At 57.5% G+C, this 21,491-nt stretch carries 21 protein-coding genes and 2 pseudogenes; 7 read left to right on the top strand and 16 right to left on the bottom strand.

All coding sequences use genetic code 11. The features are described 5' to 3' along the window. Positions 1-1,705: 1,705 nt before the first annotated feature. The 7 genes and pseudogenes from GWG67_RS37520 to GWG67_RS37550 all read right to left on the bottom strand — a co-directional run bounded on the left by GWG67_RS37520 (position 1,706) and on the right by GWG67_RS37550 (position 6,598). Positions 1,706-3,229 (bottom strand): calcium-binding protein, encoded by a 1,524-nt coding sequence (locus GWG67_RS37520; RefSeq protein WP_275174689.1) that lies wholly within the window; start codon positions 3,227-3,229, stop codon positions 1,706-1,708. 398 nt (positions 3,230-3,627) lie between these two features. Further along, positions 3,628-3,814: pseudogene (locus GWG67_RS37525) on the bottom strand (hypothetical protein). A 240-nt stretch (positions 3,815-4,054) separates the two neighbouring features. Beyond that, positions 4,055-4,273: a hypothetical protein gene (locus GWG67_RS37530; RefSeq protein ID WP_369335511.1), complete on the bottom strand. Its 219-nt coding sequence runs from the start codon at positions 4,271-4,273 to the stop codon at positions 4,055-4,057. After that, the gene (locus GWG67_RS37535; protein WP_275174691.1) at positions 4,204-4,398 is read right to left on the bottom strand and encodes a hypothetical protein; all 195 of its coding nucleotides are present in this window, start codon (positions 4,396-4,398) and stop codon (positions 4,204-4,206) included. Before GWG67_RS37535 ends, GWG67_RS37530 begins: the two co-directional genes overlap by 70 nt. Positions 4,399-4,575: 177 nt before the next feature. Continuing rightward, complete coding sequence (locus GWG67_RS37540; protein ID WP_275174692.1) at positions 4,576-4,722, bottom strand: hypothetical protein; 147 nt, start codon at positions 4,720-4,722, stop codon at positions 4,576-4,578. 524 nt (positions 4,723-5,246) lie between these two features. Then, positions 5,247-5,507 (bottom strand): hypothetical protein, encoded by a 261-nt coding sequence (locus GWG67_RS37545; RefSeq protein ID WP_275174693.1) that lies wholly within the window; start codon positions 5,505-5,507, stop codon positions 5,247-5,249. A gap of 182 nt (positions 5,508-5,689) precedes the next feature. Beyond that, on the bottom strand, positions 5,690-6,598 hold the full coding sequence (locus GWG67_RS37550) for an SGNH/GDSL hydrolase family protein (RefSeq protein WP_342761079.1): 909 nt from the start codon (positions 6,596-6,598) through the stop codon (positions 5,690-5,692). On the opposite strand from GWG67_RS37550, the gene GWG67_RS37555 reads away from it, so the two are divergent. Beyond that, positions 6,597-7,829: a hypothetical protein gene (locus GWG67_RS37555; protein ID WP_275174695.1), complete on the top strand. Its 1,233-nt coding sequence runs from the start codon at positions 6,597-6,599 to the stop codon at positions 7,827-7,829. The genes GWG67_RS37550 and GWG67_RS37555 overlap by 2 nt on opposite strands. 5 nt (positions 7,830-7,834) lie before the next feature. Next, positions 7,835-8,419: a protein-S-isoprenylcysteine O-methyltransferase gene (locus GWG67_RS37560; RefSeq protein ID WP_275174696.1), complete on the top strand. Its 585-nt coding sequence runs from the start codon at positions 7,835-7,837 to the stop codon at positions 8,417-8,419. Between the two features lie 170 nt (positions 8,420-8,589). Here the strand turns inward: GWG67_RS37560 and GWG67_RS38995 are convergent, their stop codons facing one another. Beyond that, positions 8,590-8,844 carry a hypothetical protein gene (locus tag GWG67_RS38995; RefSeq protein ID WP_342761080.1) on the bottom strand — a complete coding sequence of 85 codons (255 nt, stop codon included), beginning with the start codon at positions 8,842-8,844 and terminating at the stop codon, positions 8,590-8,592. Positions 8,845-8,919: 75 nt separating this feature from the next. Between GWG67_RS38995 and GWG67_RS37570 the strand changes: the two genes are divergently transcribed. The 3 genes from GWG67_RS37570 (at position 8,920) to GWG67_RS37580 (ending at position 12,267) form a co-directional block, all read left to right on the top strand. Next, positions 8,920-9,609 (top strand): hypothetical protein, encoded by a 690-nt coding sequence (locus GWG67_RS37570; protein WP_275174698.1) that lies wholly within the window; start codon positions 8,920-8,922, stop codon positions 9,607-9,609. Positions 9,610-9,989: 380 nt separating this feature from the next. Further along, complete coding sequence (locus tag GWG67_RS37575) at positions 9,990-10,409, top strand: Rap1a/Tai family immunity protein (protein ID WP_275174699.1); 420 nt, start codon at positions 9,990-9,992, stop codon at positions 10,407-10,409. Between the two features lie 241 nt (positions 10,410-10,650). Next, the gene (locus GWG67_RS37580) at positions 10,651-12,267 is read left to right on the top strand and encodes a B12-binding domain-containing radical SAM protein (protein ID WP_275174700.1); all 1,617 of its coding nucleotides are present in this window, start codon (positions 10,651-10,653) and stop codon (positions 12,265-12,267) included. On the opposite strand, the pseudogene GWG67_RS37585 reads toward GWG67_RS37580, so the two are convergent. The 4 genes and pseudogenes from GWG67_RS37585 to GWG67_RS37605 form a co-directional block, all read right to left on the bottom strand. Beyond that, positions 12,247-13,126: pseudogene (locus tag GWG67_RS37585) on the bottom strand (lipid A biosynthesis lauroyl acyltransferase). The gene GWG67_RS37580 and the pseudogene GWG67_RS37585 overlap by 21 nt on opposite strands. Before the next feature lie 1,845 nt (positions 13,127-14,971). Continuing rightward, positions 14,972-15,475, bottom strand: coding sequence for a septal ring lytic transglycosylase RlpA family protein (locus GWG67_RS39000; RefSeq protein ID WP_342761081.1), 504 nt, complete (start codon positions 15,473-15,475; stop codon positions 14,972-14,974). Between the two features lie 7 nt (positions 15,476-15,482). Then, positions 15,483-15,644: a hypothetical protein gene (locus GWG67_RS37600; protein WP_275174702.1), complete on the bottom strand. Its 162-nt coding sequence runs from the start codon at positions 15,642-15,644 to the stop codon at positions 15,483-15,485. Positions 15,645-16,153: 509 nt separating this feature from the next. Next, a complete protein-coding gene (locus tag GWG67_RS37605) occupies positions 16,154-16,447 on the bottom strand; it encodes a hypothetical protein (protein ID WP_275174703.1) in 294 nt (97 codons plus the stop codon). A 1,371-nt stretch (positions 16,448-17,818) separates the two neighbouring features. Between GWG67_RS37605 and GWG67_RS37610 the strand changes: the two genes are divergently transcribed. Then, complete coding sequence (locus GWG67_RS37610; RefSeq protein ID WP_275174704.1) at positions 17,819-18,352, top strand: hemerythrin domain-containing protein; 534 nt, start codon at positions 17,819-17,821, stop codon at positions 18,350-18,352. A 360-nt stretch (positions 18,353-18,712) separates the two neighbouring features. Then, the gene (locus tag GWG67_RS37615; protein WP_247395343.1) at positions 18,713-18,916 is read left to right on the top strand and encodes a cold-shock protein; all 204 of its coding nucleotides are present in this window, start codon (positions 18,713-18,715) and stop codon (positions 18,914-18,916) included. A 1,144-nt stretch (positions 18,917-20,060) separates the two neighbouring features. On the opposite strand, the gene GWG67_RS37620 is transcribed toward GWG67_RS37615, so the two are convergent. From GWG67_RS37620 to GWG67_RS39005, 4 genes are all read right to left on the bottom strand, one after another. Further along, the gene (locus tag GWG67_RS37620) at positions 20,061-20,372 is read right to left on the bottom strand and encodes a helix-turn-helix transcriptional regulator (protein ID WP_275174705.1); all 312 of its coding nucleotides are present in this window, start codon (positions 20,370-20,372) and stop codon (positions 20,061-20,063) included. Positions 20,373-20,441: 69 nt separating this feature from the next. Then, positions 20,442-20,591 (bottom strand): hypothetical protein, encoded by a 150-nt coding sequence (locus GWG67_RS37625; RefSeq protein ID WP_275174706.1) that lies wholly within the window; start codon positions 20,589-20,591, stop codon positions 20,442-20,444. Between the two features lie 207 nt (positions 20,592-20,798). Next, positions 20,799-21,011: a helix-turn-helix domain-containing protein gene (locus tag GWG67_RS37630; protein ID WP_275174707.1), complete on the bottom strand. Its 213-nt coding sequence runs from the start codon at positions 21,009-21,011 to the stop codon at positions 20,799-20,801. Positions 21,012-21,394: 383 nt separating this feature from the next. Next, positions 21,395-21,491: IS3 family transposase (locus tag GWG67_RS39005; RefSeq protein ID WP_342761082.1), on the bottom strand; the 97-nt coding region annotated here is incomplete at its 5' end.

Raw genomic sequence — 21,491 nt, forward strand, 5'->3', positions numbered from 1 at the left:
GGGCGGGAGGGGGCGTCGAACCATCGCCCGCGAGCGCAGTGAAATTGAGCCAAGGATGGTGGCAAGGGCGGAGATGCTAGTGACGACAAATCGATGTCGGCCTCGTCGTGCCGAACAGCAACGCGCCTCGATAACTTCAGCGGCCTGGTGAATCAACATCAACGGTCGTCAAGTCTGTCACGCCGCGAACGACGGTGCCGAACATCGTTTCGGCCGTTACGATCGCGCCGCGGTCGCCTTCCTCGATCGTCATGGACGTTCCTTCGGGAAGCAAAGCGCAACGAAGGATTTTGAGGTCAGGCGGGGAGGAGCCTCGCCGGAGCTGTTCCGTGGCGAAAGCTACGGCGGCCAAGGTGGGGCAAACTAGGGCGCCGTCTGGGCGCGCTTTGCCTGTTCGGACGGTCGGACGAATGCTCTCGGCCAATGTCGCGGTCCCGAGCAGAGCGCCAATTAGGATAGCAATAATATGGGTACGCATAGCGGCATCTTGAACCAAGTGCGGCGTGTCCGTCCATTCCCTTCAGTGGCTTCGCTTGGCCTCGGCCCCCGTTGTAACCCGTCCGCTTTTCTTCAAGGAAGTTATCGCTCCAGAGTCGTGCGTGTGGGGCTTCCCCAGCTTTCTGATGTTTACGCGCCGCCTAAACCTGCTCCTGAGCTCGGTTCGCGGCGGGGTGTAGACCATGCGGAGAGCGAGCGTGCCGAGTTTGATCGATAGATTTTCCAGAGCAGTTATGAGCAGGCGGCGCATGCGGGGAGGGCATTCAGGGAGGGATTTCAGTCCGACAACACCAGGTTGTGGACTTCGTTCCTAACACTCAAGTTCACTCCTCAGGATGTCGGCTCGCTCCTTTCAGGTCAGCACGCGTCGCCGTCCACTTTTGAGGCGATCGAGACAGCAAGAGGACCCCAGCTTCAGGGCGGTGAAGCTGGGGCTTTCTTTACGGCTGCCCCTTGGGGAAGGCAGCCACCCTTGGCAACGGGCAGCGTGAAAACTTTACAATCGGCAAGTCGTTCCAGCCCCGTTTCTTCGTCGGCCGCAACTCCAAGATTGTTGAGCACGGGGGCACTCACTGGCTTCAGGTCAGGGCGGACGCTCTGGCAGCAGTCTCACTATGAGCGGGCGATCGAGGCTTCGCAGGCGACCGTAGTACAAACTTGGCGCGCCGCTCTGCTTCTTCGACTTGGGATCGGAGATCTTCGAGTTCGGATAGTTGGGAAGCGAGCTCGTCTAATCGTTGAGCAAATTGGATTTGGCGAAGTCCCTGCAAATGCGCCTCCCATTCAATCCATCCTGAAAGACTGGAGTAAGGTGCGTGAGTCGGCAGGCGTCATTAAAGCAAGCGAATCTCTATAGCCGGCGCGGCGAGTGTATTTGTTAGTTCCGAACATGAACGCAGCCACCACTTCCCTCCAAGGTGCGCAGCATTCCTTAGGGTAAGCGCACCGCGTGCGGGAATCCTGATGTCCGTTAAGGGCGGTTATCGGACATCAGAAATAGCCGATGCAGCATGTCGCCTAAGGGCCACAACCGGACTCATCTATCGCCGCAACTTCAGGCTTGGTGTTGACCAAGTTGAAACACATGCATCCCGACGAGAGGGTCCGAGCCCTGCCCGGGAGCCGGTCGTTACTCGATGACCTCGTCGGCCGAAGTAGGAACGAGCTTTGGAACGCATATGGGTGTGCGGGCGGTGTTAGTATCGGCTCAGGTCAACAGATCGTGCTGAGAAGGCGCGAAAATGAAATCTTCAGGCCTGAGCGCTTGCTCGCTAAGCACAACCACGTCGTTGCCCGGACTGAACGTGACCGTGCTCTCGTGCGTGGCAGGATCGAACAGTGAGATGCTCAGATCGCTGAAATTCTCGATGCCGAGCGCAGAGACGTCGATGTGATCGGCGCCCCGATTCGAGAGTCCCTGTCCGAAGTCCTCGACCTTATCGTGCCCGTTATCGAAATCGAACACGAACGTGTCGTTCCCTCCTTGGGCAAAGCCGAGCATCGTCTGGGCATCGCCCCAGATGTTATCGTTTCCCGTGCCGCTAACCAGCTCGTCGTTGCCGCCGCGCGCGTAGTCGGACATGGATTGGGCATCGCCGACGAGAATGGTCTCGTAGCTGCCCGTGGCATGCGGATTCGGATCATTGCCGCCGACCAGGGTGTCATTGCCGCCATGCGCGCGGCCCGACATAGTCGACGCATCGCCATATGCCTGATTGATGACCTGGGAAAATACGTTGCCACCGAGATAGGTGTCGTCGCCGCCAACGGCCTGATCGCCCATATTGCCGCCGGCATCGCCGTAGAAGAGATTTTGGTTTTGCGTGCCTGAGGCCTGGAATGTGTCGTTGCCGCCGTGGGCACGACCAGACATGTCGCCCGCTGCGTCGCCATAGAACGTACTTCCCCCCAAGCCGGTCTTGTTGAACGTGTCGTCCCCGCCTTGGGCAGAGCCGGACATGTTCCCGCCAGCATCGCCGGAAAAGACATTTCGGTCGGCGAGTGTTGCGTCGCTAGAGTCGTCGAACGTGTCGTTTCCGCCGGCGGCGGAAGCGGACATGTTTCCACCCGCATCGCCAAAGACGAAATTGAACGGATTAATCCCGCTCACAGCGAAACTATCGTTGCCGCCCGCCGCATGACCGCCCATGTCACCTCCGGCGTCACCATAGAGATAGTTGTTGTACTCGAATCCGCTCGCAGTGAAGCTATCATTGCCGCCGCGGGTATGCCCGAGCAAACCTCCGCCGGCGTCGCCATAGAACACAAAACTGCCATCCGGTCCGATGTGACCAACGAATGTGTCATTGCCACCGACCGCGCGATTGATCAGGTTTCCGCCCGCATCTCCATACACGGTAATTGTTTGATGTCCGCCAGCGGTGACACCGAAGTTGTCGTCACCACCCTGGGACTGACCGGACAATGTTTCGCCAGCGTCGCCATAGGCATTCACCCTCACTCCGGGCGTAAAGGCCAGGGGCAGTTCGACATTGAACATGTCATTGCCCGCAATGGCCCAGTCCGAGATATTGCCTCCAGCATCACCGTACATATCCAGGCTGAAAGTCTCGCCGGGAATTATGGCGGACGCCGGTACTTGAGCGGACAACGTATCGCTGCCGCCCCGCGCATGATCAGAAATGTTTCCGCCCGCATCACCGAATAGGCTTCCAGAGCCGGACGTCAGCAAAGTGTCGTTGCCGCCGATCGCGCGGCCGAGCAGGTCCACGCCAGCATCCCCGAACAGTGTGTTTGTCGGATCGGGCCCAACCAGTGTTTGCGCTGCGCCATGCTGTCGTCCCGTGAGTGATCCACTTGTGTCCACGAACTTCCGCTCCGGGGTCACAAGCCGCCGAACTGGCGGCCGGCCGCCGACATGCAGCGACACCGCGCCAACGGAAGCGATGGGCTGCCCGCACCACCGCTTCCGTTCATTACGTGCCCGCCGCCAAAGTCCCGGGCAGCAAAGCAGACGGAAGATTTCCTTCGAGATGAAACAAAAAAGAGCCCCAGCTCCGGGGGGCTATGGGGAAGAGCTGCGGCCCGACTCTATTACCCACTTGGGAATCGGCTTCGGGAAAACTTGGTAACCGGCGAGCCGTTCCGACGGCGGCGCCGACAAATAGTTCAGCGGCCTCTGTCATCCTTGCCGTTGGGACTGCCGTCGCCGCCGCCATTGCCCCAGCCATTGTTGCCGTGAACCGCTCCAGCGCCGGGAGGTCGAGAGCAGTAGCGTGATCGTTGGAGGTGTCACGGCGGCGAACTTTCCGCAGGTCTTCAGAAACTCGCGGCGGTCGTCGTCTTGGTCAAGAATGAGGGTCTCTCCGAGGCTGGCGAAAAAATTAATATCCTTAAATACAATTAACCCAAATTAGATATGTCCCGATCACGAACTGCGACGATAATTGTCTGCCCCGGTTGTTCGCTCTTCGTCACTCCCTCAGGGGCAGCTCGATGTTCTGGAGTCCGCTGTGGGTCAAAAGCGACGGCGGCAGGAGGAGGGCGTTACTCTCCTGGAGTCCGCTCAGGGCTCTTATCGGACTCCAGCCTTCGGTTATTTTGCTGGAGACTTTCCCCCATCCGTGAGCTTAGCGTTCAGTGCGGCCTTTTTTGTTGCGGCCGCTGCTGGGCCGACGTAGAAATGATCGAAGAGCTCTTCAATCACTTCTAAGCACCATTCAGCTTCATGTGCTTCGACATCGATCACCTGAAGTGTCGTTTGATCATCAATTGGGTGCGCAGAAAAATTGCCGAAATTGCGAATGGCGTCGATCGTTTCGCGTAGGCGCGGAGGACTTCCTCGTATTGCTCCTCAATGTGCGATCTGATGGCCAGGCGCCGGATTCGGTCGCTGAGGAGTTCGACGCGTGCAGCAATAGTCGTGCTCTTGATTGACATGTGAAGCTCCCCAGAACGCCACGGAAGGGGAGCTAATGCTTCGCCGGATCGCGCCTGTGGGAAATAACCTACGCTAATTTTTTGCCTTTTTTCCTGTCTCCGCGCGAGGAACACGGATAGGCGGTTTCTTCCTTTTGGCAGGATGCCGATGGGCAGGGGTCGTCTACTCCCAATCGTTCAACGAGGTGCTGCGGTGAGATCGATCGTTACGGTTGCAAGTCCCGCCAGCAACACGCCGGTGAAGCTGGAGTTCGGAATCCCGAGCGGGACCACGACCAGCGACGAAATCCTGGAGGAAAAGATCGACGAGGCCTCGGATGACATCGACGCCGCGGGCGTTCAACACCGGCGCGGCTACCGGCGCTTTCGCCTTCCGCGCCCGGCGCCCGCTCCTGGAATGTTGCCGAGCCGAGCGTACACGTCTTCGTTAGCAGCACGTCGGGCGGGGACCTGTGGATGACCTCCATGCCAATGGCAACAGCTCTAACGTCCTAGTACTAGCCGGACGCAAAGCATTCTGATTTCATTAGTTTGGCGTAGTTGCTCAGCGCTCGGGGGATCAATGGAGCCGAGAGTCTCGGTACTAAATTTCGCTTCCAATTCTGAGGCCATGCAGTTGCAAATCCGCAAGCAAGCGTCCGTCGAAAAGCCACCATGCTGCGCGCAACCGTTTTGGCACGCTGAGAGAAACTGCGGTCGCCATTCTGCGGCCGTGGCGATTGTTATCAAATTGATAGCAGCTATCGTCAGAGCTGGAAGAAACGCGGACATTGCTTCGCTTCCCTTTTTTTGTTTACTGAGGGGCTGCTCTAATTCGACTCCATCTTTTTCGCCTCTAGCAAATCGAGCTACTTGCGTAGTTGTCCCCTGAAGCGGAACCACAAATGACCGATCAATGATAGGGCTATGGCGGTCAGAATTATCGGGAGCCAGATCGACGTGCTTATGAAGAACAAGGATATGATGAGCACGCGTCCAAAGACCGATTCGCTGACCGGATTCTTAAGGCGAGTGAAATAGGCGTAGATAATAAAAATGGTGGCCGGCACCATCCACGCGGCGAAAAGCACCAGTAACAGGTCAACAAGTTGGCTGGCATAATGGTGCATAAGCGCACCTCCTGACAGCGTCGGCGCGAATTGCTGTCACCGCCGCGAGAGATGCGGTGATTGTCGACCACAAGTGGTCTTTGTTCGCGTTGGTGGGCATCTGCACGCTCAGGATCGCTGTCACGGTCGGTGCCCAAACTCATGCGAACTCGCAGCCTTCGACTCGCCTGAGCTAGGGCCTCTCAACGCGCACTCGTTGAAATGGCTCGGGCAAGGCCTCGTCCAATGCAATCATAACCATCGGCGGTGTTGTGCAATCCGTCCCACGTTACAAGCGCGCTTTGCGCAACCCCGGCACTGACCGAGTTTCGCATCAGAGCAAAACGAGAGAACAGCCCGACCCGTTCCTGTTTTGCGACATCGATTATGATGTCCTCCATTGTCGAATAGCCAACTGAGGCGAGCACCTGTGGCGCATATTGCAGATCCATCAACACGACATCGGCAGACCCCGCCTTAAGTGCCCTTACCCCTTCAAGAACGCTTCTTTTGAGCTCCTGGTCCGGCCGGCCACCCCAGGCGACGTCATTAGTACCTAATTGCCAGATAACGAGATCAGGCGTGTGCGCGAAAACGTCACGCTCGAACCGTGCGACGTTGTTCGGAATCGTATCGCCGACTCGACCGCTGTTGATGACCTCGATCGTGGCGTTAGATCTAAGTCTCGAGAGTTCTCGGCGCATCACCTCCGGATATGTGGCCGCGGACCTAAGTACCCAAAGTCCCACCGTCGACGATGATCCAATCGCTACAATCTTTAACGGCTCACCAGATTTCAAACGCGACGCCGTGCGGGGCAATTGTGCACCCAGCGAGGCGTTGGAATTTGCTGAGAGGCATTTCTCGGCAGATGATAACTCGTCCTGCGCTTGAGAGGACCCACTGCCAGACAATCCGATAAGCAAGGCCGCGCCGATTGACGCTATTGTTCGAGCGGTTCGGCTTACGCATTGAAGAACAAATCGACACATGTTCCCCAATAACTGGTCGATTCTCTCTTGACAACCCTTGGCGTCAAACCTCTGTGTTTGATTACAGGTCGATTGACGCGTGGGCAGCGAGCAGCACGATGAGTCCGGGGATAAGACCATGTCCGGAAAGCCTGTAGTGAAGCGGCTGGTAGTTCATATCGGCGGCTATGATCCAATCACGTCGCATGTCAGCGCGCAACGACGCTTTGTGCGCGAAATTGCCAGGTTCCAACGAACCTGGTCAGTGAAAGCGACCGTTGACGGTTTGCAGGATACCCCTGATCAGATTCGATGGAATGTGACGACAACCGGCCCCGATTGGCTCGTCGAAACCGATTACCGTCTGGTCCGGTGGCACGACGTCATTGAGGCCTTCGGGCGTCGGAGCATTGGCTCACGCATTTCCGTCGGCATTCTTGCGTTTCTGGATTTCGTTTTAACCGGCACTCTCTGGCGGTACTTGCTGACCAACTGGCGCTACGCACTATTCTTTCTCTATCCCTTGGTCATGTTCGGACTGCTCATCGTGGCCGCCTTTTTGATTGGCGTGGTCGCATTCGAGATTACCGGATCCATCGCTATCGCTGCCGGCGGCGGTCTCTTCGGAATCGTAGCTGTTTTGGCGGGTCCGTGGCGCTGGCTCCACCTAGGCGACTTGTTCGACGATTGGATTTTTTCTCGCGAGTATATTCGATGCGTTAATTCTGAAATTGAGCAGAGGCTTGACAGAGTGGCCGCCGAGCTCGTGGCTGCGGCGAGCAACTCCGCCGCAGACGAAATTGTGGTCATAGGGCACAGTCTCGGCGCCGTACTTGCGGTTGATCTACTTGATCGCGCCTTGAGGCTGGACCCTACGCTCGATCGGAACAAAACTCCCGTGACATTCTTGAGCGTTGGATCATCTATACTCAAGATCGGCCTGCACCCGAAGGCAATACGCTTTCGCGCCGCTATGGAACGCGTCGCCAATTCACGCGCGATCTTCTGGGGCGACTATCAAGCCCTCATCGACCTGTTGAACTTTTACAAAAGCCGGCCAATGGCCGAAATGGGCTTGTCGACAGAAAACGAGGCGATCGTTAGGATCGTGAGACTTAGTCGTATGCTTGACGCCGACATGTATCGACGCATCCGCTTCAACTACTTCCGCTTGCACTGCCAGTTCGTTAGCGGAAATGATAAGCGAGCATCGTATGACTACTTTATGCTGACTTGCGGACCTATTTCAGCCAAATCCCAGACGCTCGCGCCGGATGGCGCCCTGTCGATGATCGCTGACGACGGAGGACTTATTGCGAGCGCGCCGCTGTCAGGAAGCGAACTGCCCGGTATTCCGGGCGCGGCAGCCTAGTTCAAATGACGCCCACCATTTCGAAAATCATCTTCGTTGCGTTGGTGATCGGCTGGTACGTTATACGTTATAAGTACGCGCGGCGTTCTCGCCGTGCCAGGATCGTGCGGAGCGCTCGCGGCCCCCTGGAAATTGCTCTCCTGCTTACATCTCTTTCGGGACTCGGACTTGTTCCGCTCGTCTACGTAGCGACTGGAATGCCTCGTTTCGCAGATCACAGCTTTTATCCCTCGTTGGCTTGGCTGGGATCTTTCTTTGCGATTGCGGCTTTGGGCGTGTTTCACCTGACTCACCGTGCACTCGGCCGGAATTGGTCGATAAGTCTCGACGTGCGGGAGAACCATGAACTCGTGACGGAAGGGATGTACCGGAGAGTTCGACACCCGATGTATTCGGCATTTTGGCTGTGGGCTATCGCCCAGACATTGCTGCTGCCTAATTGGATTGCCGGTTTCGCGGGCCTAGCCGGCTTCGGGATTTTGTTCTTTGGCCGCGTCGCACGAGAAGAACGAATGATGTTGCAGACGTTTGGCGACAGCTATCGCGAGTATATGGCGCGGACCGGTCGAGTCTTCCCGTGGATACTCTGAGGTAGGTCCCGGCACGTCTCGACCTGTGGTACCCACGAGATTGATTTGGAACCAAACGCCTCAATTGGCGTGCCATTTCCGCAACATACGGCGGAAAAAGCTGTCGGAACCGCCGACTCCCCAGTCTATTCGTTGGTGTCGTGGCGAGTGTCAGGTTATTTCTATGCGTGTCAGGTGAATTCCAATCCCTCCCGAACAATGGTGAGAACCCGATGTTGAAATTCGTTGTCCTTGGAATCGCTTCTCTGGCTTTCGTGGGAACCGCAGTTGCTGCCGACATGCCACGGCCTCAGCCGGTTGCCGCCGCCGCCGCGCCGGTTGGCAAATATCCCGTTGGCAAATACCCCGTTGGTAAGAGCCCGGTGGGCAAATACCCGGTCGCTGCCCCGGCTCCGTTGGTGACCAAAGGTTGATCTGACTTCCATTCCGACGCCAGCGGCGTTCGTGTGGGGTAGCAAACTACCTGTGGCATCGGTTCTTGGATCCAAGAGGATTCGAAGATGGTGGGAGTGATTCGGAAATATCCGGGTCTAAAGCTTCTTGCGAAGGCCGCCATGCTGGCGGCCTTTGTGGGCTTGGGGTCCGGGATCAGTAGCGCACAACCACTCACGGCGCGTACCGACCAGCAGCGCCGGGACGCTCTCCCCAGTTCGGCGATGAAGCATGCGGAGAGCATGGCTGCTGCTACGTCGGCCACATCAGATGTAAAGCCAGTTCGAAGAGCTGCCGTCACGGGTCCCTACTACGTTGATTTTCGTGCCCGCACGGCAGCAACGTACGGTCATGCATTCGTCTGGTACGGGAAGACGAGCGAAAAGCAGGTCGAGGTCGCTGGTTTGGCTCCGGCCGGCGACGAGATACCGTACCTCTTGGGACACCTCATATTTGTCCCCTCTGAGACGGGTGCGAGCTATGGTGATCTTGACGAGCAATATCTGACGGCCAGCTATCGCGTCTATTTGAATGAGGCTGACGCAAAGAAGGTCTTTGCTCATATCAAGCACCTGCAGGACACTTCGCCGCTGTGGAATGCAGCAACGATCAACTGCACTGCTTTCCTCGGCCGCATAGCGACTTTTATGGGCCTCAACGCTCCGTTTCACCTGCTAAAGCCTGAGGAATACGTCAACAAACTCAGAGAGCTGAACGGGGGGCGAAAGACAGTCCAGCTTGAACCCGGCCGAGGCTAGAATCCTCGGATTGAGTTCATCTAGTTTTCCTTGCATCAGGATAGGTGTGAGGTTTTCAAGAAATTCAAGCGAGCTTGCTCTTTGAGGATGCGGTTCGATGTCGAGATCTGTACCATCAGTTCGCCTATGTTGATCCGCGATCATGATCACGGCGGATCCGACCTTTGCGACGGCAACGGCGCGGAAAGCTGCGTATTTATAAAGTCGACACTTCAGCTTTATGGAAGGAAGAGCTGAGTTCACGCCGCTCGTATTTAGACGGTGGATCAGACGCTTTTTATCAGCTAAGCCGTCGGAGCCGCTTGGAACGGCGCGGGCGGCCGCTTTATTGCGGCATACTGAATCCAGTAAGCTGTCGCGCCGCTGTTCGGGGGACGCCGATGCGGGTCCATATTATTGTTGCCTGCCTAATCCTATCGGTCATCGGGAAGGCGAGCGCCACGGTTGTCGATAAAGGAAGCGACGCGCAAAAGTACTGCGAACTGCTTGTTCAGAACTCGTTTCGCAATCAGGACGAAGCTCGGTCCGCTGGCGTATGTGAGGGAATGATCGAGACTGCGATGCTCTTTTCACCAAATCTGCCACCTGACGTGCGTGCATGCCCCCCCGCCCAAGGCAGCACTTTGCAAAGCGCCAAGATTCTTCTGCGATATCTTGATAACAATCCGGATCGAGTGGATGCACCGGGGATCACCGTCGCTATCGAAGCATTCAGAGATGCTTGGCCCTGCCGTGGGGACGACGCTCAGTCCTCCACCGGAACTGGATCGAAAAAGCGTGCCCCAAAAAAATCCAATTAGAAGGCGTATCTGCGGATACTGATACTAGGCTTATGGTCCGTCTTCATATTCGTCTCTCGGCTGAGGATATGTTCCGTCAGGCTTGATTGATTCGCAATGCACTGCCGCGGAGGTGTGAAACGTGACCGCAGTGCACACCTCCACGATCAGCACTCAACGTCTTATCGACGAGCGGAAGCGAACCCTTGAGCCCCGATAAACAGCGGGGCATTGCGCCATCAACGCCCGGGCCTGTAACAGCATGACAATCCCCTGCCGCGTCCTGATGATCTATCCTAAGTTCGTTCCGAATTCGTTTTGGAACTATGCGGAGGCCTGCGAACTCGTCGGTGCGAAGTATCCAACGGCGCCACTCGGCCTGATCACCGTCGCCGCTATGTTGCCAAAGCATTGGGACATCCGCCTCGTCAACCGCAATACCGAGGCTTTGACAGAGGCGGACCTCGATTGGGCCGATCTTGTGATGATCGGCGGTATGCTCAACCAGCAACCGGATGCCATCTACGTGATCAATCTCGCTCACCTGCGCGGCAAGTCAGTATGTGTCGGTGGGCCGGACGTCTCCTCCAGCCCGCATCTTTACGCGGACGCGGATTTTCAGGTGATCGGCGAGGCCGAGCATGTCATCGAGCAGTTCATTGCCGCTTGGGAAAGCGGCGAACGCAAAGGCGTGTTCATCGCCGAGAAATTCAAGATAGATGTCACGCTGAGCCCGATGCCTCGCTACGATCTTCTCAACTTCGATCACTATCTATACGTCGGCTTGCAGTATTCGCGTGGCTGCCCGTTCACCTGCGAGTTTTGCGATATTATCGAGTTGTATGGTCGCGTACCGCGTACCAAGACCAACGATCAGATTCTCGCAGAGTTGCAGGCACTCTACGATCACGGTTATCGCGGGCATGTCGATTTCGTCGACGACAATTTCATCGGCAACAAGAAGAACCTCCGCACCTTGATGCCGCGGCTCAAAGCCTGGCTGGAAGACCACGACTATCCATTCGAGTTCTCAACCGAAGCCTCGATCAACATCGCGGACGACAGCGAGTTGTTGCAGGCAATGAAGGATGCGAACTTCTTCGCGATCTTCGTCGGCATCGAGAGCCCGGATCCCGAGACGCTCGTCCAGATGAAGAAGAAGCAGAACACCAGGCGCAATATCGCCGAGTGCATTCACAAGATTTACGGCTACGGCATGTTCGTCACCGCTGGCTTCATCGTCGGGTTCGATAGCGAAAATGCCTCGATAGGACAGGCGATGGCCGACCTCATCGAGGAGGCGAGCATTCCAGTCTCCATCGTTGGACTGCTTTATGCGCTGCCTGGGACGCAGCTTACACGCCGGTTGGCCGCGGAAGGCCGCTTGCACCAGGGCCATGATCTCATGAACGTCGAGCAGGCGGGCGATCAGTGCACGCTCGGCTGTAATTTCGATACCAAGCGTCCGCTTCGTGACATCCTTGCCGATTACAAGGCCGTGCTCGGGCACGTCTATAGTCCGGCGGCATATGCAGGACGGCTGTCGCGTCTCGCAGCCATGCTCGACCGGTCCGACCGGCGCCGCGACCTGCCGGAAGGCGATGTGCGCAAGAGGCTTGGTGGCATCGACAGCGTACACAAGATCATGCGGGCCGTGCCGGAGGTTCGCGAGCCGTTCTGGAAGACCTTCGTCGAGGTCGCCAAGACCAATCCAGGTGCACTGCGTTACATTGTCATGCTGATGGCGCTGTACATGCACCTCGGGCCGTTCTCGGAGCGCGTGATTGGCGAGATTGACCGCCGCATTGCCGAACTGGACGATATGCTTCCGCTGCCGGCCACGGAGCTTGAGCGGGTGCTACCGCCAGCGACGGTGTAGCCACAGCCACTGATCGGGATATTCGCGGATCCAGCCCTCAATCACCGACGTGACCGCCTGCATCGTTCCCTGAACATCGATTTGTCCTGCGGCATCGCGGACGGGCTTCACTTCTTCAGACAGTTCGCCACGAAAGCGGTGTCCCGGTAGGCGGATGATGCGCACGCCATGAACCGGGCACTCGATCTGCCGCAGCAGTCGGGCTAGCATCGGATTGGCCTTGGTCTTGCGGCCAAAGAAAGTAACCTCGACCCCGTTGGTCAGATATTGGTCGAACCAGCATCCCGACGTGCTGACCGCTTTTCAGGGCTTCCGCAAGTCGTAGGGGAGCGTCACGACCAGCCGCAATAAGCGTACCCATGTTCACGGCCCGCATATCCTGGATGATGTGGTCGGCGGACGCGATGTTGGGTCGGCGATACAGGATCGCGGTGTCCAGCCCGTGTGCGACGCCTGCCAGCGCGGGAAGTTCCCAGTTGGCAAGATGACTTGCAAAGATCAGCGCCGGTTTGCCGTCGAGTCGCAGCTGCGTAAACAATTCATACGAGCGCTTGTCGATTTCGATCCGGCTATCCTCGGGCCGTGCCGGATCGTACTTCCAGATGTGATCAAGATGCGCGAATTCGGCGCCTACACGACCGAGATTGTCCCAGACGCCTGCGAGAATGGTCTCGATCTCTGCAGGCGATTTCTCCGGAAATGCGGCGGTTAAATTGGCTCGACCAGTCTTTTGCTCCCGCATCATGGGCCCGATTGAGCGAGTGATCCGGGCGAACAAGTTGGCAGTCTTGGTCGGATCGAAATGGCGGGCGGTGCGCAGTATGCCGATCGTCAACGCGCCCACCGCCGCTTGGCCCAGGAGCTTGGCTAAGTCACGAAAGTGGGGCCTAGTGCGATAGCAACGACAGCCTTGGCTAACACTTTTCGGCTTTCGACCTCTTCAGCGTGCATCATCATACCACCGATACGCGATGCGATCAAAGACACCAACGAGTTGCGCAGGGCGCGCCTCTCGGATCGAGCTTCGTTCGGAGTAAATGTCCGCTAATGGGACGGACCGGTTGCTTCTCCCGCGAGGATAGTCCGCAGGGACGACCCTGCGGCATTCGGTGAAGCAGCCCATGGACGCCACCACACAGCTGCTAGCCTCGATCGGAATCGATATCGGGAAGGAAGTCTTCCAAGTTGTTGGTCATGCCCTCGTTCGATGCAAACTGGGAGGGCTTGCTAAAGGTGACGTTTCGAAACTTCGCTTCAAGCTTGCGCGAGGCGCTCTCAGACCGCACCTGTCCTGCTAAACGCAGCCGGGAAGGCACTTGAGCCCATAAGAAATCCCGCCGTGAAGCGGCCGCTCGCCGCGCGCTTGACTGAAGCGATTATCGAGCACGAAAAACTGTCGTGACCTTTAATGTGCACGAAATCCTGACCGGCCTCCTTGTCTTGGCGTCAATCGCCCAACTCAGAGCGCGCTCGTGTAGCGTCGACATATCGCTTGCAAGTGCAAGAAGGGCGAAGAGCGCGCGCACGCGCCAAGTATCGGCAAAAGAAGATTCAACCCGATACGGGATCAGCACGACATCGACGAGCTCGCGCGCATGGAGCGCATCTGCCTCGATAATCCCCAATTATCGAAAGTCAGAGGATATCCCATCCTCCAAACTGTGGGCGCTAAACCCTCGCGAAGACGTTCATTTTTCGCAAGCCTTGGACAACTCTAGAAATAAACTACGGCAAGGAACTAGCTCGGCCAAATCGCGATACGTCCAAATCGCGATCGTGATGCCTCTATGGGCATCCGCCGGCAAGGATTTGAACGTCTTTTATCCTGCTGGGCTCTCGCGACTTCGACAGGCATAGTGTCCTTTGGCACGCCTCGCGCCGCTCAACTGCGAATACTTTCTGCACACGCCGGCTTCATTGGTAGCTTAATCTTCCTTGCAGTCGCTCTTCGTCGCATCGTGCTCGGAAGGTCGATTCCCCGCGGGTTTAAAAGAGCTGCCAGCCTGCACGCAGGATGCAAGTGAAATCAAGATTTCAGGCCTCGCTAAGGCGTCACCGATCTCGCAATATCGCCGACGTGAACGCGCGCGGGAGCAGTTGGACTCATCGCGGCCAACTGGCTCAGGGCATGGCATGTAAAGACGTAGCCCTGCGGAGAAAGGGCATGCTGTGACATACCGGCCTGCACGATCCAAGACCTACAAGGCCGGCACGTAGGGCAGGGGGCTCCGGCTAATCGTCGAAGCACGGTCCCGGCATTGCAGAGCTTGGGATCTAGTTAGACGGGCAGCCGAAGCCAAAGGTCGCTGCTGGACAGCGTACCGGCCGGTGTGGCTATTTCCAAATCGACGACGCGAAATGAGCCGGGCTGATCATCATACAGGTAACGAAGATGCCAGACCGGGCCAAGTTCTGGTCTAATGGCGAAGTCATCTAAGGCACTCGCGACGTATCGAACGGCATCGCGATGTGCTATCGGCGCGGAGAACATCGTGTCGATCAGCGTGGCGCGGGCTCATACCTTCCTGGAGCATGGTTCGCGCGACTTCGTCTCCGTGGACGAGCCTAAGGGCCGATACGAGGGCCGCGATAGCGTCAGGGTTCTTTAGAGACACGGCAGATTCGTTTCAGGCCAAAAGCCGGACCGTTGACGTAAGGGCGCGTGGGCGGCGGTTGCGTGCTTTCGCAGGGCAATGCACGTCTGCTACAACACCTCAGCACGAACCTGAGTAACGCCACGATTTGTAATCCCCAAGCTGCGCGCAGCCGCCAGCGAGAGGTCGAGGACGCGGCCACGGACCCATGGTCCGCGGTCGGTGATACGAACGACCACCGACTTATTCGTCTCAAGATCAGTGACGCGGAGTTTCGTGCCGAACGGCAGACGGCGGTGCGCCGCCTTTGTGTTCGCGATAACGCCAGCAAATCGATTGCATTTATGATCGGCCTCGACGATTACACGGTACACGAGGACCGGCGGTTGGTCGGCCGCATCCGCTACGCGACCGAACGCTCTCCGGGGCTCTGGCTGTGGACCTGCGTCGTGACACTTCCCGGTCCGCCGTTCGGGGAAGCTGGCTCGCTCGACGAAGCCAAGGGCCGCTTCAAGGTCTCCTGGGAGGACTTCAAGGCGAAGCATCGGACAGACGAGCTGGCGAATGCATTTGAGGAAATGAACCGCGCGATCAGGCCAGTGCGTTAGCGGCATGACGTCCTTATTCGCTCGTCTGTTCCGGTGCGCGCAGGAACTGTAGCGCAGTATCAACCTGTTCAAGCTGTCGTTCGATATCGCTCCGCTGATCGGCGTCTTCGGTGGCTCCAAGTCTTTCGAGGAGCTTTTCCTTTCGAGCAAGCAAGTTCTTGGTAACTGTCGTCACTCTCCGCCTCCGCTGCTGAGACTGCCAGATGCGCCGCTGAGACGAAAAGGCCAGGATCAGCTCATCTCCTGCGGCCGTTATTTTCCCGGGAAAATTGAGTGCTTACGTAATGGACACTTCCAGCCCCGGTTGTTGGCGATGATTCCAGAACCTGCTTTGCGGGTTGAGTCCAAAACATCTGTTCCGAATAGGAACCCGGAGGCTGTTGCGCGAGCGCAACGTCTTGCCGTGATGCAGCAACCGTAGCACCAAGCACGGCCGACAGGGAGGGAAGCATGGTTGCAGCTCTGCAGGCGCCGCCTGCGAGTTTCTGCAACTTGTCGAACTATTTTAGAACAGCAGAAGCCTCCAACTAACCATTCTGAACGTTTGTGGGCGATGGTACGAGCATCGGTCTTAACAGCGAGTTGGCCGGTGCAAAATGGGGCCCTAGCGCATCCAAGCAATGCTAGGGCTTTTTCGTCGAGCCGTGACTCGGACCAGAGCGAACAGCTCGGGTTCACGCCACTCTAGTTTTTTCGCTCGCGATCTTCGTACTTTTCACTACACCGGAAATCACCGCGCTTTACGAGGTCGACCTCTTGAAGGGGCGGATAACAGTGAAGCAGGGCGTATTCGTTGGTATATGGCGCAGGTGAGCGGACGCAAACGTTCGCGCCAACCGGTAGATGGACCAACTGGCCATCCATCAGCATGTAGCTGCAGCTGTCGATTTTCTTGGGTTTGTCTGCGGGACCATCATAGGCCGCCCCGGCTGAAACTAGCGAAGCAAGGGCGATGCCGGCGATTATGAGAGTACGCATTCGGCCTCCTTTCCATTCGAACGCGGTACGAAATGTCTGTCGCGGGCCTAGTGCCCGCAACCGATCGTCGGTTGTTAGCCACCGCGGCCGACATTGGAGGAAGCATTATCCAGCCATCGCCGCGTTGCGTCGTCACTCCATCCGGGGACCGCGAAGCGCACCCGAGAATTGACATCCGGGCTCGGACGTTCCGCCGCGGGTTGGCGCGCCCGAGAGTGACGCACCTTTGCAGCGTCGGCCGAGGTGCACAGGAGCATCAAGAAACTCACCGCCAAAACCGAACGCATAGGTCAGCTCCAATTCCGCAACCGCCCCTATCTGATACTCCGACTGTTCCCTCACAATCTGTGCCGGCCTCACAACTACGAGAAGGAGGCGAAAGCGCGCGAGCTACTGCGCGTCCTGGGTGAAGAAAAGGATATCGCTAATTCCGATCCGGGCAATCCGAGCAGAGTACGATTGGGTGCCTCGGCCTCACACCGCAAGGCTCCGCCGGCTGTTGAGGCCGGCGGTTCTCACGGCGTGGAGGCTAATCTTCCAAGGTTAGATAGTGCAGCGATGTCCAGGGATTCAAATTGCCACCGGGGCAAGGTCCTTGCCCCATGCTTCAAAAGCTCCTCCACCAGTGAACTGAGCTGGCTCTTGTCCGATATGAAACCATGGTCTAGCCTCATTTGAGACTGGAATCGTAGATCAATATATCTCCCGCGCTAGAGCGGGGAGACTGCGAGACGTGGCGAACGAGCGGCGACGTAGCGTCTATGCTGCGCAGATATTGGTCGACGGCAGTCCTGTGCGGTGCAAGGTCCGCCACCTCACGGATTCCTCTGCGATCGTCCAAATCGATAACGCGCCTTTCGTGCCCGCGGCATTTGGGCTGCGCGTTCCAAGTGCTGGCTTGGATATTGATTGCTCCGTTGTATGGCGTGATGAGCGCCGTCTCGCTGTGAAGTTTCTGAACTGACCCACGCCTTTGTTGACGCGCGTCCCTAGCTTCAAGTGGGACCGTATTGAAGCCGCTGCATGCTTGGCCTCGGCCGAGTTGCATCTTGGCTTTCACAAACCGCGCGCCCGCGCGATCCAACGCGGCATCGCCGCAAGGCGTGAAGCCATGCGTGTGAGGGCATGCTGTAGGCCGGTACGGGGAGGGGCGTGGCAGTTTTCGGACGCAATCCGCCATCGCAGACCGCGGCTTTCTCGTTTCACATGCATCTGCAATTCAGAATATGGGTCTAAATTGCGGCTAGGCAATCGCGAGCATGGTCCGCACGAGTTGCGCGATCTTAAAATCGCATTGTCTCGGATTGATCTGTCGCAAATGCTGACACTCGACCAAAGACTATATTGAGATCCGTTTTATGGAGCTCTGCCATGATCATAGAGCGCTTATCCCAAGAGCATCTCAACATTGAGAAGCTGCTGGCCATCCTCGAGCGGGAGCTCGAGGTATTCGACCGCGGCGACCGTCCCGACTACGAGGTCATTCACGCGGTTATCAGTTACTTCGAAGTCTACCCAGAAGTTTATCATCATCCCCAGGAAGACTTGGTATTTGCCAAGCTGAGGGCACGAGATCCAGCCGCTGCTGCGAAGGTCGGCGATCTAGCTCGCGAACACCAGAAAGGGGCCCAACTTTTACGCCGCGTCGCTCAGGCGGTCGACAGCGTTCTCGCGGAACGTGGCATTCTGCCCGAAGATGTGGATCTTATCGTTCGGGATTTTATCGCGTACGAGCGCCGTCACATGAGGATGGAAGATCGCGATTTTTTTCCCGTGGCAGTTAAGGTTCTCGAGCCTCAAGATTGGACTGAGATCGCTTCAGCCGCAACGAGTCAGAATGACCCGCTATTCAGCGACGTTGCCGAGGAGCGGTTTGACACGCTGCGCACATATTTTGCGGCTTGAGCAGGAGGCTGACGCGGAGCGTAAGTAATCGCTACGGCGTCGCGCAATGCATTGTGCCGCGCGACGCTGAGGTCCACGGCGCAAGGGAGAGTCAGAATTGGGCTGCGCTGGCGGCTGGCCCCCCGAAAACAACCGCTTACGGGTTGGGCAGTCGTAGAGGCGCACGCCGCATCGGCAGTGTTACCACTGTGTCCCCAGCAGGAGGGCCTCACCGCGCGTTTGGGCTGCGGTCAAGGACGCCAGGATGGAGGATGCCGGGGGAGGACCCCAGCCCACCCTTTGCGCAAATGCGGCCGCACCAGCCTTGCTTTTGTCTGAGTTCCAGTACTAGTTTTCGATTTTGCAAAATGGAGAAGTTAAGTGGCTATGGGGACTGTGAAGTGGTTCAACCCGACGAAGGGTTACGGGTTTATTCAACCTGACAACGGTGGCAAGGACGTCTTCGTCCATATCTCGGCGGTCGAGAAGGCTGGCTTGAGCAGCCTCAACGAGGGAGCCAAGGTCAGCTTTGACGTCGTGAACAATCGCGGAAAGGACTCGGCGGAAAATCTGCGCGTCGGGTGAGCTTTTCGAAGTGCGCCAACCTGGGCGCGCGTCCGCTACTTACCGCTCTGTCCGCATGAAGGGGCTGCGCTCCGATACCAAACGAAGGTCGGGGTCGGCGGACACCGTCAGGGAAGCCTCGATCCGCAGGGGGGTCTCTGGTGGACGCTCAGATACCATTGCCCAGGTGATGACGCCGACTGCAAGAAGGGGCGCCAGTGGCCAAATATACCGCATCGCGTGCCCGCTAGTCCGGTATCAAAGTTCCGATCAGGTTTAGCAGCGCTTGCTGCTGGGACCGTTAGCGCTGTCCCGTAGAACTTGCCAACTTCAATGTACGAGGTCCGTCCTCGGACGATGCTTCACGACAGGCGTGCTAGAAGGTAATTGCCGCGACAAATACCACACGTCGCCGTTGTCGCTTTCGTACAGAACCCGATCGCTCATAGCGACGCAATAGCGTCCGCGTGGTTCAGTTCCTATGGGATCGTGCCGAGGGCGGACGGACTGCTAGAGTACCGCCCCGCTAGAGGCGTCCGCCGCCCCAACGAAAAGGCCGCAGCGGCAAACCACTGCGGCCAGCCGGGTAAAATGAAGACGTGAAATATAGATTCCAGCCCCGGCAAGATAAGCCTACCGCGACGGGTCCAGTCCGCAATGTCGTCGATGTCACACTTGGGGAAAACTTAAACGTCAGTGTTGCTGACTGAGGAAGGGCCCGCCGGGGCTGGAATGGCGAGCCCTCAACCCCAAGGCCGCGAAACTCTCCGCCGGCCTTAACGGATGCAGCGGTCTGCACGTGATCGGCGCAGATGCGAGCGTTAAACGATATCGGTTTTTGGCGGCTCGCTCAACGGACCAGTATGACCGAGGCCAGCGTCACTTTACCGCTGATGCCCGAGGCCTATTCCGAGATTGAGCGCCTTCTGACGGAGCGCGCCAACGGTGCGCTTGGTTGCCTTGGATATTTTGGCGACAGGCGTTCGCGCCTTTGAGTGCGCTTTAAGTTCCTTGATGTCGTCCTTCGTCCACTCGCGGCGAACTACTTGTTTCTTTTTAGGCAAAGCGACGCTCCTTCGATGTTGAAGGCGCGCTCTAACAACATAGCGCGCAGTTCGCAAGCCGCGCACTCACCTACTACACGTGACGGAACTTAAACGCGCCTTCACCGACAGGAGTGACGGGTATGATCAGGCTGTGTTCGCTGCGGCTTGGCGGACTCCAACTCATCGCGAAGTTGGAGTGGCAACCCCTCCGCCTTCACTAGAAATAAACAATCCAAGGTAAGGCCGGGAATCTTTTTCACCAGCAAAATGCCGACGCTCTTCGACAAAGGCATGCCCCGTTCGAAATTGTTCCAGCGCTGCACTTCAATTCCGATCCGCTTACAAAACGCCGTCTGCGTCCCGGCAACGGCTTTCCGCACGAGCTTGAGCCTTTCGGCGACGTTTTCGCTACTCAATGGATTTTCGGGCATTGATTGCTAACCTTGGACGCCGCGGAGAGGGGAATCTGAAACTGTCTCAGGGGTGGGTGCCGATTTGCTTCAAGAGATGGCCCACTGCAGCGCCAGTCTCAGGTAGGAGAAAAAGTAGCGATCAACGAACAGGCCGAGCGGCGGCCATGCGATGATGCCGATGCCGAGTAAGATTACGATGCCTGAACCGATCAGCATCTCTTTGATTTCGCGGTGCATCGCGTCAGTTTAGGCAATTCTCCGCTATCCCGTCCATTCCCTCAGGGTCAGCGCAAGTCAACACCCTTCAAGGGTACGTCGCCTCGACGGTTGCGATCGTCCAGCTGGCGCGCGCGCAACACGACGCCGCACTGCCGAGGAAGGTTGTTGCCGCGGTGAATGATGCAAAGCCGCGGCGGCTGTTGTGCCGGGGAGGGACACCGCCGGCTAACCGATCCATTGCGCGAAGGCGCGTCCGCTGGTGCGGCTTACTCGGCCTCGCTGCTTGCGGAAACGTTGTAACCGACCGTAGACGGCCTGGCGACTGCGACCCAACCGCTCGCCCAGCTCGGTTGCAGTCATGCCCTCGTCGAATAGCGCAAGTAATTGCGCTTCTTCTTCGGGAGACCACGGACGGATCTCTTGTCGATCGTTGGACATCGATTTTATGCCAGCAGTAGCGCTGCGGACCATCGTATAGCAAGGTGGTAAATGATCAGTTCCAGGTTTGGAGCGTGAACGTCGCGAGGTTGCGCTTGCACCCAGTTTGCTCGGCCAGGGCCGAACTGGCCACGCGCCTATAGGCGGTCCAGGGTGCCCGCGTAACGATCTGTAAGTATTGGGCATGCAAAATAGCGCCTTTCTGCGCGTGATCAGTCCGACCAAGGAGATCGCCGTGACATCAGATAATGATGACGAGCTGGCTGTTTTGACGCGAGAGATCGCTGACAAGGTGACCTATGTTCAGAGCCAAACAATCCTGATCGAGGTCCTTGGGCGAGACGGACACGATGTGAGCTGCTGCCGGTTTGAAGGACACCCGGTTAAGCTAATCCGACCTTACGCTCGAACTCAACAGGGCTGAGATACCCGATCGTCGAATGGCGCCTCACGGCGTTATAGAACCGCTCGATGTAGTCG

Origin of the sequence: Bradyrhizobium sp. CSS354 (assembly GCF_029051725.1) — a bacterium.
Taxonomy (GTDB): Bacteria; Pseudomonadota; Alphaproteobacteria; order Rhizobiales; family Xanthobacteraceae; genus Bradyrhizobium.